Source organism: Streptococcus sp. SG1 (assembly GCF_030439935.1).
Taxonomy (GTDB): Bacteria; Bacillota; Bacilli; order Lactobacillales; family Streptococcaceae; genus Streptococcus; species Streptococcus gordonii.
The window spans coordinates 13735-29734 of sequence record NZ_JAQFJC010000003.1; the positions used below are offsets into that span (position 1 = coordinate 13735).

The following is a 16000-nucleotide window of genomic DNA, read 5'->3' on the forward strand; positions in this document are numbered from 1 at the left end:
AGAATTATGATGTGGAGGAAAATTTCTGCTTTCTCGAAAGAATGTGTGCCTTGGACTTGACAGACCGTGTTCCTCACTCTCTTTTTTAATAAGCTAGATCGGCTCCTGCTACTTTCTAAGTATCTGTAATAGGCTATACCTTGCCTCCATACGAAAAAGGATAGGGAGCAAAATTAGACATAAACCCATAAGCATCATTTACTTTATAAAATTTAATTTCCTTCGTTATTATCTCCTTTGTTGTTTACCAAATGTCTATATTTATTCCCTATTTTGGGGCTGTTCTTATGATGTAATCCACTTTACCATGAAGGCCAGCGCCCAGTTTCAGCATAAATCATAACTTCATATGCTCCCCTAGAAGATTCAAATGCTTTATCCATCAGTTCTTTAGTAATAGGATAGCGGACTTCTGAACCCATGGCTCCGCCAATTTCTTTAAAGAAGCTAATTTCGTAATAGCCATCTGTCTCATATACAATAAATCCATTACCTCTATGTACAATCGTATCCGATTGATTATAGTCTTCTAACTCATCTGCTTTAGGCCAACGATGATGTTCACAATAAAACATTACTTCTAAAGAATCTTTTTCTGATTTTGAAACACATTCTGCTAATTCCTGGCTAAGGGGAAAGTTAAGCACTTCTTTCCCTCTACTCCACAGAATCTGATAATCATTGTTGTCTTTTAATATCGTACAATTTTTGTATTGCTGAATTTCTGTCGTCATATAAATTTACTTCCTTTACTTCAGGAATTCATCTTTATCATAGACAAAGAGAAATCTAGTTGATGCGCACATTCCTAATCAATTTCTCCATTACCTTCTTTCGCTTGTGCAAATTGTTGGCTATACACAAATAGAGAATAAACAAAAGCATCGAGTGGAAAAATAATGGCAAAAAACTAGGATATAACAGGAAAACGATCAAGGATACTAGCAAACTGATAAAACTACCACGAATTACAGAAGAAACAACAGCTCCGCTTTTCTTTACTACTTCTAGGAATTCTAAGTACTCTAAATCTGTAAATAGAGCAGGATACAAATCCAAGTCTTTTTTAAAATAGACATCCATCAGTTTCCCGATAAGTAAGAAAATACAAGAGAATAAAATCAAATAAAGATACTTGTGAGCTGGTATACTAAAGATTGTCAATCCATTCAGAAATCTTATAAAAGGAAGAAATAGCAATATCAGGGAAAGAATAACGTACTGTTGATTCTTAGAAGTTTTTTCTGGAATTGAAAAATACAATTTCTTTGCCTTTAAGTCATAGTAAACCAATTTGTTCTTAAACTCTCCTAGATGAACTAGTTCTTTATAATGTTTTCTCTTTTCTTTCATTTTCTTTTTTCAGTTCTTTCTCCAATTGTTTTAAGACTGCTAAAATCTCACTTTTATGATCCATTGTTTCATCTACAAATCTTCTTGTTAAACTAAAAAAGCTAATTTTGTCGACATTTTCTTCTCGTTCTATATGTTCAGTTAAGTTGTAGATATCCTGTATGATTCCAGGATATAATTTCTGACTCGGATATTCTAAGTCAATCAGTCTTTTAATGATTTCTTCGTATTCTTGCTAAATCAATATGCATCACACCGCTAATCCTGTAACATAGCTAAAAATTCTGTAAAGTTATTAGCTACAAACTCTATAGCAGGCTCCAGTTCGTAGGATTCCTCGTGGTACCAGATGCACATGCTTGGATTTTCGGGATTCTCAATATAGTTTAGACAAATAAAGTCACCGCCAAACAATGCTGCTATGGGGACCAACTCAAACCCCAAAATATCTTCATGGACAAACAAACGTTCATCCAGTTGGGACATTACAACATCAATGTCATACATGCCAAGTGGATTGTATTTTGAATCCTCTAACACACACAAGAATCGCTCAATCAAAAAGGACCTATTTGTTAAAGAAAATAAATTTTTAGAAGGACGAAAACCATTTTTTCTCATTATAAAATTCTTATAATCGTCAGTTAGTCGAACTTTCCACGCTACTTCTCTTTCATTTAATAGCGCATCAGTTGGCAAGGGGTAGATAATCGATTGATCTTGTTGTGTCATATTCTTCTCCTACAGTTCCTCGTCTTTTACTTCCTCAAACCATTTTTCAAACTCTAGACTTGGAAGCAACTCTTCATCCTTGTCATAACGCCCTTCATAACTATAGCGACTATCAAGGCTGTTTTTCTGAGCATCATAAATCAACCACATTTCAGTTGGGTGTTCACGATTGTACTCTTGGCAAACATCAAGCAATTTTTGTATATCTTCAGCTCCATATCCCAATACAGCAAATGCCATATTATCGGAATCATCTATTTTTTTTGTCGCAACTTCATTAACTTTATCCATTTCAACTACAATACCATTAATCTTATAAAAAACTTTATATGATTGCAATGCTTCTTCAGAAATGCAATAAATATATACTTTTTCTGCTTGATTTTGGACATATTCCATTGCTAATGAAATCATGCTAACCTGAACTTCCATAAATTTATCTTCAAATTGTGTCATATTCTTCTCCTACAGTTTCTCGCCTTTTACTTCCTCAAACCATTTTTCAAACTCTAGACGTGGAAGTAATTCTTCATCCTTGTCATAACGCCCTTCATAGCTATAGCGACTGTCAAGACTATTTTTCTGAGCATCATAAATCAACCACATTTCAGTTGGATGTTCACGATTATATTCTTGGCAAACATCAAGTAATTTTTGTATATCTTCAAGACCAAAGCGTTGTAATGCTACCATCATATTTTTTGAAGTGTCTACTTTTTTATTTATAATTTCATTCACTGCATACATTTTTGTCACAATTCCATTAATTTTATAAAAAACATCAAAGGAAAGTAATGCTTCTTCAGAAATGCAATAAATATATACTTTTTCTGACTGATTTTGGACATATTCTAGTGCTAACGAAATCATGCTAGCCTGAACTTCCATAAATTTATCTTCAAATTGTGTCATTGCAATAATCCTATTCTCTTTAATTCGTTTATGGCCTCTTCCTTAGATGGTGATTTGCCACGCGCAAGAAAGTATTTACCATCAAACTGTATTTTCCCCACAAAAGCAAAAGCCATCCAACCTACTGTAAGTAATAAACCAATTGATCCTATGAAATATAGAAAGTTCACTAACAAATTTTCATCCAACTGGCAACTGTTGTCTTTTTGTACTTCGACATTTTATAATTCTTCCAATAATTTTTTCGACTCTCTTACGATGAAAATATCAGTGTTTTCACTAGATATAGTCTTTAATAATTTTTTTGTTTCGAGAGTGTTTCCTTTTAACTGCTCATTCAGAGCATCAAAATACATTGACTCCAATCTATCAAATTTAAATTCGCTTTCTATAGTTTTGAAATAATCATTTGCTTTCTTTTTTATCACAATATCAAAAATCGCCACTGCTTTTTTACTTATTAGGTTTATTTCTGATTCATTCAAAAATAATTTCTCAATTGATTCTTCAAGTTCCTCCATCGAATTAATCTTATTAGATAGTATTTCTGAATTAATTTGATAGACATTCAATGCTTTTCTTTCAAAATCGTTTAACCAACCTGTGTGTCTTAATTGATCAATCTCATTCACCAGATGCACAAATTCCCCTTGCATATAGCGATAGATAATCTCATAAATTTTCGAAACTTTTCTGCCTCTTTTTAATTTAGCCATACTATTTATCTGAATATACTGCTTCCAAGACTCTATATCTAGTTCAAAAAATAAAAGTTTATTTAATAATTTTAAATACCATTGATTAATACATTTAAGAGCAAAATACATTACAACAATATATACGAATGCGATAAGTAGAGTAAAGTTTGATAGTTTTATATCACTCAAACTATAAATAAAAGGCAATGATACTATCAAAATAATCAATCTACTATATAAATTATACCTTCTTCTTAACTCTTTATAATCTTTCATTGCTTCACCTTTAGCCCTCTCTGAAACGGCATAATTCACTAGAATCCTCTCACATTTACATTTGACTTATTCCAACGATATAGTTTTCATCTTTAAAAAAATATCTAATTTCTTGAATACCTTCAAATATTAGATTTCCCGTTTTAGCTCTCAAAAGAACTGGAACTTTCCCAAATTCGAAGATCAATAGAAAAGTCGTAAGCATGCCACCTATCACCAAAAAGATCCCTTCTTTTCCATCGTTAGTGAATAAATAAGTAACTAAACAGGCCACTAACACAACGTTTAATAGATAAGCATCAAAAATTCACTTTCTTTCCGGTATCGGCTTGAAAGTTATCCTATATCTCTTAGCTACTGTATGTACAAATGCACGTCCTGCATTTTCCTTATTCAGATTATCCAAAAAAGAAGAGGAGTAAATTAGTCCTCTCCTAGACATGAATACTAGTTAACTTGCTACAGTTAATCCAGATCAAAACCAATTAATTTGTTATTTTCACCTGACCTTTTTCATATCCCGAATACCAACTACTTTCAGGACTGACATATTCAGGTAATTCCTTTTGTGGTTGTTCTCCTAAAAGAGTTAAAAGCCCATCATGTATCAAACAAGAATAATGAACCGAATCTCTAGTAAATTCTTCATTCTCAGTATCAAATGAGTAAGTATATTCTTTACCACCTTCCTTTATAGTGATCTGCTCACCTTCTATTTTTATCCATGATGTTTTATCTAGTGAAGCCGTTTTAGTAGATTCATTTTTGACTACCAGATAGTAAATTCCATCTTTTGATTTCATCTCATCAAGGGTAATCCTGATAATACTAAAAATCATCAGTGCAGGAATAATCAAAAGAAACCATTTCCATTTTTTTGATTTATTTTTCATCAGTATCAGTTACCTCCATTATCGATAATTTTTTGAATTTTGTTTTATTCACCATTTACCTCTTTATTAGTAAGTCTCTATTTATTTGCTCTATTGATTAATTCTAAAAATTCCTTCAACCTACCAATGAATTTGAGTCTGATGGGAAATAAGAATCAGATTTATAAATCAGTTATTCTTTAATAATTCTTTATTCTTCTTTAAATATTTTTTTCCATACCATTCTTCCACTGATTTTCCTTCCCACTCACGATACTCTTCAGGATATTTCCATTTGTAGTAGCCTTCTAAAAAGAAAGGAAACTCCATAAATACAATCATGGCGATTATACCAATATTTAATAGAATCCAAAATATAAAGAGACCTAAAACAGTTACGGAATGTGAAAAATTAATAGAAAAAGCTTTGAAAATATAATTAACAATCACAGCTAAGCCCAATATACCTGCTCCATAAATAGCAATACCTTTAGCAATTTTATCTTGTAAGGTAGGTGACTTAACTTCTCCATACATTCGTTTTTTCAAACTTCTAAGCTCTGTTCTTAACATTACATACGTCAACAATACTTGAAGCCCCAAAAGTACTAAGATCCCCCATATTGATAATATAGGTAAAGAGATAGTCGTTGCCAGCAAATTAAATTCAAACACAAACCATATCATAAAAGTTATAATATGAAATCGATAACGATAAGGGAGAATAAAGGTCCGTTTAAAGAATTTACCCATTAATACCAATAACAACCAAATTAACAAGCAAATTAAATAAAGCTCAACTGTTAGCAAAGGATACTGAGAAACTGGTGACCTTAAATCTTTAGGATCAGAATTTTGGAATGATAGGGTAACAGCAAGGAGCATGAAATTTGCACCTATCGGAAACAACAGACTAAGAATAAAAGTTTTAATACCAAACCAAAAAGAGGGTTTCCCTTTCTTAAAGACTTTCCCAAGTTTATTATAATAATCTTGTTTCTGATACTGCAAAAAACCATCATCCTCCAGATTTAAACTTTCTTCAAAACTAGCTTTAAAAATTGATTTCATCATACTTTTCCCGAATTTTAATGCCTCACCGATTCCTTACAAAATTTTATTCCTACTGATTTAATCTTATTGTTGGCCTTTTTTACTGTACTTTTTCCTCCATTTACTCAAGTCCTTCCCTAACTTTATGTATCAAAAGATATTGATCACGCGCTATAGAACTGTACCTTCTTGAGGCTACTCGATTCATAACCAATTATCAGATTACTCATTCTATTAAAAAGACCAATAATTCTACCAAGGTCCTTTGTATTTTATTGATTACAAAAATAAGCTTTCCTATCCCCTGTTAGAAAATAATCTTGACTAATCTATATAAGAATTTAAGGTCTTGATACAAAAAATCATTCGTTAATCTATCCAGTGATATTAAGGTAACCTTATCCAAAATAAAAACTGTGCAAACAACGAGGAAAATACCCTTATTCAATTTTTCCCTCACAATTCCCGTATGGATTATTCCTATCTCTTAATGCTATCCAACACTATCAAAATGAAACTCCAGATAATTATTATTTTTACCAATAAAATCAGACGAATATACTAATTCAACCCTTGAAACAGTATTGTTATGATTCTTTTTCATTCTCCCACAAGTAATTGCATGATCGTTGGCCATTTTCTAAGTTGATAGTCAAATCTGAACATTAAGATTACTAATAGACAGAGGAAGCAAAAGATCACTGCCTTGACTTCTTTCTCTATAATAAATAAAGCCACGGAAATTGGAGTTGTAATGATGAAAAAAGATAGCATAAGTTGCAAAAAAACTTTTCGTCTTTTTAATCCCTTAATAAATGCTTCTTTTTGAGCACCTTCTAACTCTGATCTTTTTAATTTTAGACTAGAATGATAATAGCGGATTATTAACTTTGCTGAAAAATAAGCTGGTAGACTCAGGAAAACGACCAAAAATACTCTGGTCCACATATTTTCCAATAAACCAATTTGAGTGATCAGAGCAGAAATTTTATATATAAGGGATAAAGTGATGGGGACCCAGACGTAATACCAGTTACTTGGAGTAGAAGTCTCCTCCATTAGGATCTTATTTTCCCAATCAAAATGGTATTTTTTATTGTTCCATATTCCTAAATTAATGATTGACTTCACATTTTCACTTACCTTTCAGTTAGAACTTTCTACTAGGGATTATACTCAATCAATCGCCAAGCGTTTTTCCGCTAGTCCGATTTTTACTATAGTGCCTTGACCGACTTGGGAATCTAATGACAAGGAATTACCCAGTTGATCGGATATTTTTTTTGATAAATAGAGTCCTAATCCAGATGATTGATGAGTAAGGCGACCATTATAGCCTGAAAAACCTCTTTCAAAGACACGTAAAATATCACTGTCCTTAATCCCCAAACCAGTATCTTTCAGGTAGAGAACGTCATCTTGGCAGAAGATTTCAATTCCACCTTCCTTGGTATACTTGAGACTATTAGACAGGACCTGCTCCAAGATAATCATAAACCATTTTTTGTCTGTCACAATGGTTCGATCCAAATCGTGTAGGTTCAGTGTCAAACCTTTCTGGATAAAGAAAAGAGCATATTTTTTGACCACTTCCTTGACCAAATCTTCCAGATTTTCCTTCTTCAAAACGAGGTCGTCATGAAAACTTTCCAAGCGTAGATATTGAAGGACTAGGTTGACATAAGATTCAATTTTGAAAAACTCTTGACCCAGTTGCTTCTTGGCATCTGGATCTGTCAAGTCCTGCACCAGCAAAGATCCAGCAGCGATTGGTGTCTTAATCTGGTGGGCCCAGAGGGTATAGTAGTCCATCAAGTCGTTGTAACGCTCTCGTTCTAGGACTGATTGACTCTTTTTTTCAGCTTCCATTTTTTGGATCTTATCAAATAGCAGAGCTTCTACAGCTGTTTGAGCCTGTTCTTGTCCATAAAGTAGCTGATTGTGATAGTTCTTATAGGCTATCAAGCTGTCTATAGAAAGAGTCAGAATCCCTAAAACCAGCAAAAGAGTAAAAATATACTGAAGAACTACCCGACTATCTTCAAATATAAAACTGAAAAATAGAAGCAAGCCAAAAAACAGTAAAAATTGCAAGAAAAAATAGCGTCTTGAGTAAATATAATATTTGATAAAGAAAAACTTATTCTGTGTGTCCATTTGTCAGACCGTATCCAATCCCTTTTTTCGTCTCAATAAAGTTCTTAAGACCTGTTTCTTCCAGTTTTTTCCGGAGCCTAGCAACATTGACAGATAGGGTATTATCATCAATAAAGAAATCGCTATTCCATAGCTCTTTCATCAAATCTTCCCGCTCAACTATACTGCCTGCTCGCTCAAATAAAACACGTAAAATCTGGAATTCATTCTTAGTCAGCGTAATGACCTGACCATTATACATCAAGTCCATAGACTTGAGATTTAAAATCACGCCTCGGTGTTCTAGGAGATTTTGATCTGTACCAAACTCATAAGAGCGGCGCAACAGTCCTTGAACCTTAGCCAGAAAAACATTGTTATCAAAAGGCTTGGTCACGTAGTCATCACCACCCATATTGATAGCCATGACGATATCCATAGCCTGATCTCGTGAAGATAAAAACATGATTGGAACCGTTGAAATCTTGCGAATCTCCTGGCACCAATGATAGCCATTAAAGAGGGGCAGACCAATATCCATCAAGACCAGCTGAGGTTCCTCCTTAACAAAAAGAGATAAAACCTCCATAAAATCTTCAACCGCAAAAACTTGATAACCCCATTGTTCCAACATCTTTTTAATCATTTGACGGATGACTGGATCATCCTCTACTAACATAATCTTATGCATTTTCGCCTCGCTCAAAATTATTTATAGCTATTATACCAAATTCTTTAGCAATTCACAGAAGTTCTCTTGACGGGACAAAAATCAGATGATTTTCATGAAATTTCAAGTATTTTCCGAAAATTTGTTGACATTTTCTTTATAAATTGATAGAATAACAGAACATTCGGAATTATCTGAAAATTCATTCTTTGTACGAAAAGGAGATTATTATGATTGAACAAACTCAAACATCTACCTGGCAGTCAAAAATAAAAGCCTTAGGGCCAGGGATTCTTATGGCTTCTGCTGCTGTTGGTGGCTCTCATATTGTTTCATCTGCTCAAGCAGGCGCCATGTATGGCTGGTCCCTTCTCTTGCTCGTCATTCTTGCCAACCTTTTTAAGTATCCATTTTTCCGGTTTGGTGCTGAATATACGCTAGAAACAGGAAAAAACTTAGTAGAAGGCTACGCTGAAAAAGGAAAGGTCTACTTGGGTATTTTCTTTATCCTCAATGTTTTCTCTGCCTTAGTCAACACTGCTGCTGTTGGGATTTTGTGTGCTGCTATCGTAGCAAGTGCCTTTCCTAATGCTCTAGGCCTAAGTATCACCCAATGGTCCCTAATTTTGATCGTTATCATTTGGGCTATGCTTCTCTTTGGAGGCTACAAATTCCTTGACGGGCTGGCCAAATGGATTATGTCTGCTTTGACTCTCGCTACAGTCCTAGCTGTCATCGTTGCAATCATTGAGCATCCAGAATATGGGGCAGATTTTGTTGAAAAAACTCCTTGGCAAATGACTGCTTTACCATTTATCGTATCTCTTATGGGTTGGATGCCAGCTCCAATTGAAATCTCCGCTATCAATTCCCTCTGGACTGCCGAAAAAGGAAAAACAGTTGACATCTCTATCAAGGATGGTCTCTTTGACTTCAACGTTGGTTTCATCGGGACTGCTATTTTAGCCGTTTTCTTCGTCGCCATGGGCGCTTTAATCCAATACCCAACTGGGCAGGAAGTCCAAGCAGCTGGAGCAGCCTACATCCAACAATTCGTGGGAATGTATGCTTCTGTCCTTGGGGATTGGTCTCGCTTCTTAATTACCTTTATCGCTTTTCTTTGTATATTTGGAACTGTAATCACAGTCATCGATGGCTACTCTCGCGTCAATGCTGAGTCTCTTCGCCTTCTTCTCAAGAAAAAAGAAATCTCACAAAAAGAGCTGAATGTTTGGATGACTGCTACTTCTATCATCGGTGGTATCATCATATATTTCTTCCAAGGAAGCGTTGCACCTATGCTAAGATTTGCTATGATTGCTTCCTTCTTAACTACCCCATTTTTTGCCCTATTGAACTACCTTCTAGTTACAGGTGAAAATAAAAACCTAGCAAAATGGTTGAAAGCACTCTCTATTCTCGGTCTTATTTTCCTCTTTGGTTTTGCTTTCTTCTTCATCTACGCATTAGTAATTGGTAAGGCCTACTAATAAAAGAAAGAGCAGACGGCTCAAAAGTTAAGCTTTTGTCCTCTGTTCTTTTTTTGTATTCTTCCAGCAAACCGTACTAGCTTATGATATACTATCTATATATCGATTCCTAGGAGATAGACAAATGGAAAATATTTTTAAGTACCTAGATGATACACAGTATGATAATATCTATGACCGTCCTTTTAATGAACTAGACCTGCTCATCCTAACAGAATTAGCCTATCTTTCTTTTGACGGACTTGTCGCTAGTGACCTGGATCTAGATAAAAGCAAGCGACTACAGGACATTGCTGAAAATTACCCTCAAGAGCAATCTATGATGCATACCCGCAATCGTCTTAAACTACTTGAAAAAGCCTCCCAAACTAAACGTTTTAAGAATATTAAACTAATGGGCTTTATAAACGACATTGACTTGGAGATTGAAAAACAATTTGCTGCCCTAGTATACTGTATTAAGTCTAAACCTGCTACCTATGTCCTAGCCTACAGAGGGACCGATGACTCTATCATTGGTTGGAAAGAAGACTTCCATATGACCTATATGGATCGAGTTCCATCCCAAAAAAATGCCAAGAAATACTTAAAAGAGGTTCTCAGAGAGCTTGATGGAGACTTCATCTTGACTGGGCACTCCAAGGGAGGGAACTTGGCTGCTTACGCTGCTAGTCAAGTTAATCCTCTCTTGCAGGAGCGTATTAAAAAGATCTATAGTTATGATGCTCCTGGCCTTAACAAAGCCATCATTGAAAGCGATGGTTATAAGGCAATTGCCAATAAAATCCAGCATTACATTCCACAAGGTTCTATTGTGGGCATGATGTTAGAAATTCCTAAACAGATGGCAATTGTCAAAAGCACTGCCTTAGGAGGTCTAGCTCAACACGATACTTTTTCGTGGCAGATTGAGGGAGACAGTTTTGTCCTCCTAGACAGCTTAAATCCAGATAGTCTTCAGACGGATAAAACATTGAAGAATTGGGTAAGAAGTACATCTGACGAAGAATTAAAAGATTTCTTTGATTTGTTCTTCGGACTTGTACTAGATGCCGGTATCACTTCTATTGATGATTTCTCTAAGATTTCAAATGTTAGAAAAGTTTTAGATATTTTCAAAAATGCCAATGCATTATCGGATGAGGAAAGAGAAATGCTGACACGACTCACTAGTCTTTTAGTAGATATGAGAGTCCAAAGCTGGAAGGACGATATTAGCTTACCTAACCTTTCTGAAATTGGCAAAGATATCCGAGAAAATCTATCACGCTGGAGTAAGCAGCTTCCTTTCGGCCAGTCTGATACTGACAAAAAGGAAGACATCACCTCAGATGTTCAAGAGTAACATCGCAAAAGTTCTCTCTATCTTATCTAACATTATACTGGACCCATCCGTCCCAAAAACGAAACAAGCTCTTATCTTGACAGCTTGTTTTTTCTTTGTTAAAATGTAACAAAATACATTACAACTAATTAGTGATATTTTTAGAAAGGACACAAACTATGAAATCTATCAAAGGAATTGCCCTTATTACTGTCAGCATAATCCTGACCATCTATGCTTGGGCTTCAGCTGGGATGACCAACTTTATCGTACCCGGCCTGGCCTTAACAACCCTTTCGCTGACCTTTTTACTTGCGACTCGGAACGCCCTATTAGAAAAATGGTTCCATGGCATTGAAAAGATGTACGCCTATCATAAGTTTACCGCTATCTTTTCTGTCGTCCTGCTCGCTCTCCACAATCTTGCCATGGGCGGCAGTCTCTGGGGTTCCCATTTGGCAGCTCAGCTTGGTAATGTTGGTATCTATCTTTTTGTCAGTATTGTACTTGTGGCCTATCTCGGCAAGCACATCAAATATGAGGCTTGGCGCTGGATTCACCGCTTTGTCTATTTGGCCTATATCTTCGGTCTCTTCCACGCCTATATGCTGATGGGCGGTCGACTCCTGACACCGACCTTGCTGGGCTTCGTAGTCGGATTCTACGCTATCACCGGTTTGGCTTCTGGCTTTTACATCATCTTCCTCTATCAAAGTTTGGCCTTTCGCCATCTGGGGAAAATCTTGCAAGTCAAACGCCTAAACCACGATACCGTGGAGCTGAAGATCCAACTCAGTCAAAAGCTAGACTACCAGTATGGGCAGTTTGCCTTTGTCAAGATTTTCCAAGAAGGATTTGAAAAAGCGCCACATCCTTTCTCTATCTCTGGTGGACATGACAACATTGTCTACTTTACTATCAAAAACTCTGGCGATCACACTAAGAAACTGTATAACAAAATCCAAGAGGGAACCAAAATCACCATTGACCGAGCTTATGGCCACATGATTCTTGACCAAGGGCAGGAAAAACAAATCTGGATTGCTGGTGGGATTGGCATTACACCCTTCATTTCCTATATCCGTGAAAATCCTAATCTGGATCGTCCAGTCAGCTTCTACTATGCTTATACCGGAGCAGAAAATGCTGTTTACCTAGATCTACTCAAGGATTACGCAACTAAGAATCCGCAATTTGACCTTCATTTGGTCGATAGCAAGGTTTCTGGCTATTTGGACTTCAAGAATTATCCTCTGGACGACAAAACTACGGTCTTCATGTGCGGACCTGTCAAGATGATGGATAAACTAGCCAACGAATTTAAAAAGACCAATCCTAAAGCAGATCTGGTCTATGAAGGCTTTAAATTTAAATAAAGAATATAAAACATCAGGAGCAACAACAAGGTTGCTCCTGATGTTTTATTGTCTAGTAATGGATGGAGCTGAATCAAGATACAGATTGGGAGGTCTACGCCATATTTAGAATATCCAGCAATCTCTAAATAACCTATTACAAGTAAATCCGAAACAATGAAATCCTCATCTTTTATTACTTATAGGTATGCTTTTAATAGTAAAATCATCCGACCTAATATATTTTGGTTTTTGAATCAAATACGTGGATACGTCCAATGATTCTCTACATTCATAAATATACGAGCTTATCTTGGCAAATAATGCATTATAAATAGTATCTTGGAGTAACTTTTGAAACGACATAATAATCCCCCTCCCAACGATACCTTTACAGATTTTTACCTACTAATCTAATAAAGCAACTACTTTTTATCAATTATTCATTTAAATTCCTGTTATCTCAATGGAATAAGTTTTATAATCAGACATTTCAGGCTCGATAAAAGTTACATTTTCCTTGTAATTAAAAAATCCAGATTCTTCTTTTGATGTAGATAAGCCGCCCCATGGTTCAATTGCAATAAACGGCCCCTTATTCGCAGTAGACCACAAAATTAAATATGGAAAATCTTGGAAATCAATTTTTACTGCTTTATTATGATTTTTAGACTTTAATGTTACCGAACGAGAAACCAGCTTATCCAAAGTAATTGCATCCTTTGAAAATAGATCATAATCTAAAGCTAATACTTTTTCTTTATTTAAAAAAGGTGAACGGCTTTTTATATCAAGCAATCCCGTCTCGGGATATGATGCTGGAATACTACAATTTTCTTCTTTTTCAAATTCGAGATAATAATCTTCATACCGTTCATTTTCAAACAAGGGACAATTAAAACCCGGATGTGCGCCTATGAAATAAGGCATATCTTGATTTAATCCTAAGTTCTCAACTATGTATTCTACTTCAATCTTAGATTTATCTAAAGTATAAAATATACTTAAACGAAAAGGATAAGGATATTGTTTTAACATTTCCGAATTACTCTCAATTGAAAACATAATTTGATGGTCATTTATTATCTTATGCTCAAAATCTTTCTTTCTAACTAAACCATGACGAGGAAGATGGCCTTCTATAACTCCTTCATCTCCCATAATAAAGAGAGGAGCATCATCACGGACACTACCACAGTTAGGAAACAAGACAGGAGCCTGTCCTCCCCAATATTCAGGATTTCCCTGCCATAAATATTCCACGCCATCCTTATCTTTTATAGAAGATAATTCTCCACCCTTTTCCTTAAATTGAACTATTAGAAAATCATTAGATAACTCTAGTACCATATTTTTACCTCTCTTTTTACTATTTATCCTTTTCATAAGGTATTATATCTACATCAAAACTACCCAAACTTCTATCAGATTCCTCAACCAAACTTAGAAACATGTACTCAAAACTATCAATAGTCAACTTAGAATGGCAAATCCCTTCTAAACCTTCTGATACGAACCAATCTCCAATAAGAATAAGCTCCGTTTTTTTAATCCGAGGTGCTTGAGAACATCGTTCAAAATTAATAATTTAAACTTGTTTATATAGAGAACCCGATACTGCTTTTAGCAAACTCTTTGTTTTTTTTCAAGCATGGCTTCCCTCTTTTCGAAAAGCCGAAAGAGTTCAACTCTAACGGCTTTACTTTTTATTCAATCATTTGTGTTTCAGCTAGTTTCTTATACCAGTGAGCGGATTTCTTCGGATAGCGTTCCTGCGTTTCGAAGTCTACGTAGAATAAGCCGTAGCGTTTTTCATAACCGTTAGACCAAGAAAAGACATCCATCAGAGACCAGATAAAGTAACCCTTGACATTAGCCCCGTCCGCAATCGCATCGGATAAAACTTCCAGATGCTGCTTGACATAGTCAATCCGAGCATCGTCGTAAACAGTATTGTCCACAAATTCATCTTTATAACCCAGACCATTTTCTGTGATATAAATCTTCTTGTAGTTTGGATAATCTTTCTTAATCCGCATGATCTGGTCATAGAGACCTTGCGGATAGATAATCCAATCCCAATCAGTTTTTGGTATATGGGTTGGAGATTCTCTGCGCCCTACACCCTTAATCTGGTACTTGGAGCTTCCCTTTTCGCCTTTTCCGTTATGGATAATTTCTGTTTCACCATCAAAGTCGCGCATCCAATCACTCATATAGTAGTTGATGCCAAGGAAATCATTGAGGTCTTTAGCTGCTTCTAGAGCCGCAAAGTCTTCATCTCGCAGATCCAGCTGGCCACCATTAACCTTAAGGATGTGATTTACACCTGCCAGAGTTACATCAGAATAGTGCCCCAGATAAGTCGCATCTAAGATAAACTTGTTATGAATAATATCTTCCAACTCTGCCGCTCTGACATCTGCTGGATTTTCTGGATCGTAAGGATATTTTGTCGGAAGTGCATGAACGACACCAATTTCACCCTTGTAACCCTTGTCCTTATAGAGCTTAACGGCACGGGCATGGGAGACCATCATGTTGTGATGGGATTGGAAAACCTTGGCCAAGTCATACTGGATACCTGGAGGGAATTTTCCGACTAAGTACTGACCATCACCAATAGGACCAATTTCATTGAAAGTCGTCCAATAGCGAACTTCTGGAAATTCTTCAAAACAGAAAGCTGCATAGTCCACAAAGTGCTCAATATTATCCCGATTGAGGAAATCTCCATTTGAATGAAGTGCCTCTGGTGTATCAAAGTGGTGAAGGGTCACAAAAGGTTCTACATGACGTTTGTGGCATTCTGCGAAAAGATTATGGTAAAATTCCACACCTTTTGGATTGACCTCTCCATAGCCTGTCGGGAAAATCCGTGACCAAGCAATGGAGATTCGAATACCATTGACACCATATTCTTCAGCCAATTTCAAATCCACAGGGTATTTGTGGTAAAAGTCGCTGGCAGGTTCTGCCGTGTACCAGTAGTTATCCTCTAGGTACTTATCCCAGGCAACTGGTCCTTTTCCATCTGTGTGGGTTGCTCCCTCAGCTTGATAGGCCGCTGTTGCACCACCGAAAATAAAATCTTTAGGTAAGCTTTTTGTCATCTTATTTTCCTTTCAA

Annotated in this window: 16 protein-coding genes; 3 read left to right on the plus strand and 13 right to left on the minus strand. The window is 35.8% G+C overall.

The window, feature by feature from the left end:
• Window positions 1-302: 302 nt before the first annotated feature.
• From PCY06_RS03020 to PCY06_RS03065, 10 genes are all read right to left on the minus strand, one after another.
• On the minus strand, window positions 303-734 hold the full coding sequence (locus PCY06_RS03020; RefSeq protein WP_082307496.1) for a hypothetical protein: 432 nt from the start codon (window positions 732-734) through the stop codon (window positions 303-305).
• An 877-nt stretch (window positions 735-1611) separates the two neighbouring features.
• Window positions 1612-2085, minus strand: a complete 474-nt coding sequence (locus tag PCY06_RS03025; protein ID WP_082307495.1) for an SMI1/KNR4 family protein — start codon at window positions 2083-2085, stop codon at window positions 1612-1614.
• Window positions 2086-2094: 9 nt separating this feature from the next.
• The gene (locus PCY06_RS03030) at window positions 2095-2541 is read right to left on the minus strand and encodes a hypothetical protein (RefSeq protein ID WP_082307494.1); all 447 of its coding nucleotides are present in this window, start codon (window positions 2539-2541) and stop codon (window positions 2095-2097) included.
• Between the two features lie 9 nt (window positions 2542-2550).
• The gene (locus PCY06_RS03035; RefSeq protein ID WP_082307493.1) at window positions 2551-2997 is read right to left on the minus strand and encodes a hypothetical protein; all 447 of its coding nucleotides are present in this window, start codon (window positions 2995-2997) and stop codon (window positions 2551-2553) included.
• Window positions 2998-3218: 221 nt separating this feature from the next.
• On the minus strand, window positions 3219-4010 hold the full coding sequence (locus PCY06_RS03040) for a hypothetical protein (protein WP_082307491.1): 792 nt from the start codon (window positions 4008-4010) through the stop codon (window positions 3219-3221).
• Window positions 4011-4456: 446 nt separating this feature from the next.
• Entirely contained in the window at window positions 4457-4864 is a 408-nt protein-coding gene (locus tag PCY06_RS03045; RefSeq protein WP_301387060.1) for a hypothetical protein, read from the minus strand.
• A 168-nt stretch (window positions 4865-5032) separates the two neighbouring features.
• Complete coding sequence (locus tag PCY06_RS03050; RefSeq protein WP_082307489.1) at window positions 5033-5917, minus strand: hypothetical protein; 885 nt, start codon at window positions 5915-5917, stop codon at window positions 5033-5035.
• A 579-nt stretch (window positions 5918-6496) separates the two neighbouring features.
• Window positions 6497-7027 carry a hypothetical protein gene (locus PCY06_RS03055; protein WP_082307488.1) on the minus strand — a complete coding sequence of 177 codons (531 nt, stop codon included), beginning with the start codon at window positions 7025-7027 and terminating at the stop codon, window positions 6497-6499.
• Window positions 7028-7072: 45 nt separating this feature from the next.
• Entirely contained in the window at window positions 7073-8053 is a 981-nt protein-coding gene (locus PCY06_RS03060) for a sensor histidine kinase (RefSeq protein ID WP_082307487.1), read from the minus strand.
• Window positions 8037-8723 (minus strand): response regulator transcription factor, encoded by a 687-nt coding sequence (locus tag PCY06_RS03065; RefSeq protein ID WP_008809440.1) that lies wholly within the window; start codon window positions 8721-8723, stop codon window positions 8037-8039. The genes PCY06_RS03060 and PCY06_RS03065 overlap by 17 nt, the downstream gene beginning before the upstream one ends.
• A 209-nt stretch (window positions 8724-8932) precedes the next feature.
• Between PCY06_RS03065 and PCY06_RS03070 the strand changes: the two genes are divergently transcribed.
• The 3 genes from PCY06_RS03070 (at window position 8933) to PCY06_RS03080 (ending at window position 12892) form a co-directional block, all read left to right on the plus strand.
• Entirely contained in the window at window positions 8933-10192 is a 1260-nt protein-coding gene (locus PCY06_RS03070) for an NRAMP family divalent metal transporter (RefSeq protein ID WP_082307486.1), read from the plus strand.
• A 124-nt stretch (window positions 10193-10316) separates the two neighbouring features.
• Entirely contained in the window at window positions 10317-11537 is a 1221-nt protein-coding gene (locus PCY06_RS03075) for a DUF2974 domain-containing protein (RefSeq protein WP_082307485.1), read from the plus strand.
• Between the two features lie 158 nt (window positions 11538-11695).
• Window positions 11696-12892 carry a ferric reductase-like transmembrane domain-containing protein gene (locus PCY06_RS03080; protein WP_061583033.1) on the plus strand — a complete coding sequence of 399 codons (1197 nt, stop codon included), beginning with the start codon at window positions 11696-11698 and terminating at the stop codon, window positions 12890-12892.
• A gap of 426 nt (window positions 12893-13318) precedes the next feature.
• Here PCY06_RS03080 and PCY06_RS03085 read toward each other — a convergent pair whose 3' ends face one another.
• From PCY06_RS03085 to lacG, 3 genes are all read right to left on the minus strand, one after another.
• A complete protein-coding gene (locus tag PCY06_RS03085) occupies window positions 13319-14221 on the minus strand; it encodes an aldose 1-epimerase family protein (RefSeq protein WP_008809444.1) in 903 nt (300 codons plus the stop codon).
• Window positions 14222-14240: 19 nt separating this feature from the next.
• Entirely contained in the window at window positions 14241-14459 is a 219-nt protein-coding gene (locus PCY06_RS10725; RefSeq protein WP_008809445.1) for a DUF3884 family protein, read from the minus strand.
• Window positions 14460-14577: 118 nt separating this feature from the next.
• A complete protein-coding gene (lacG, locus tag PCY06_RS03090; protein ID WP_008809446.1) occupies window positions 14578-15984 on the minus strand; it encodes a 6-phospho-beta-galactosidase in 1407 nt (468 codons plus the stop codon).
• Window positions 15985-16000: the final 16 nt, after the last annotated feature.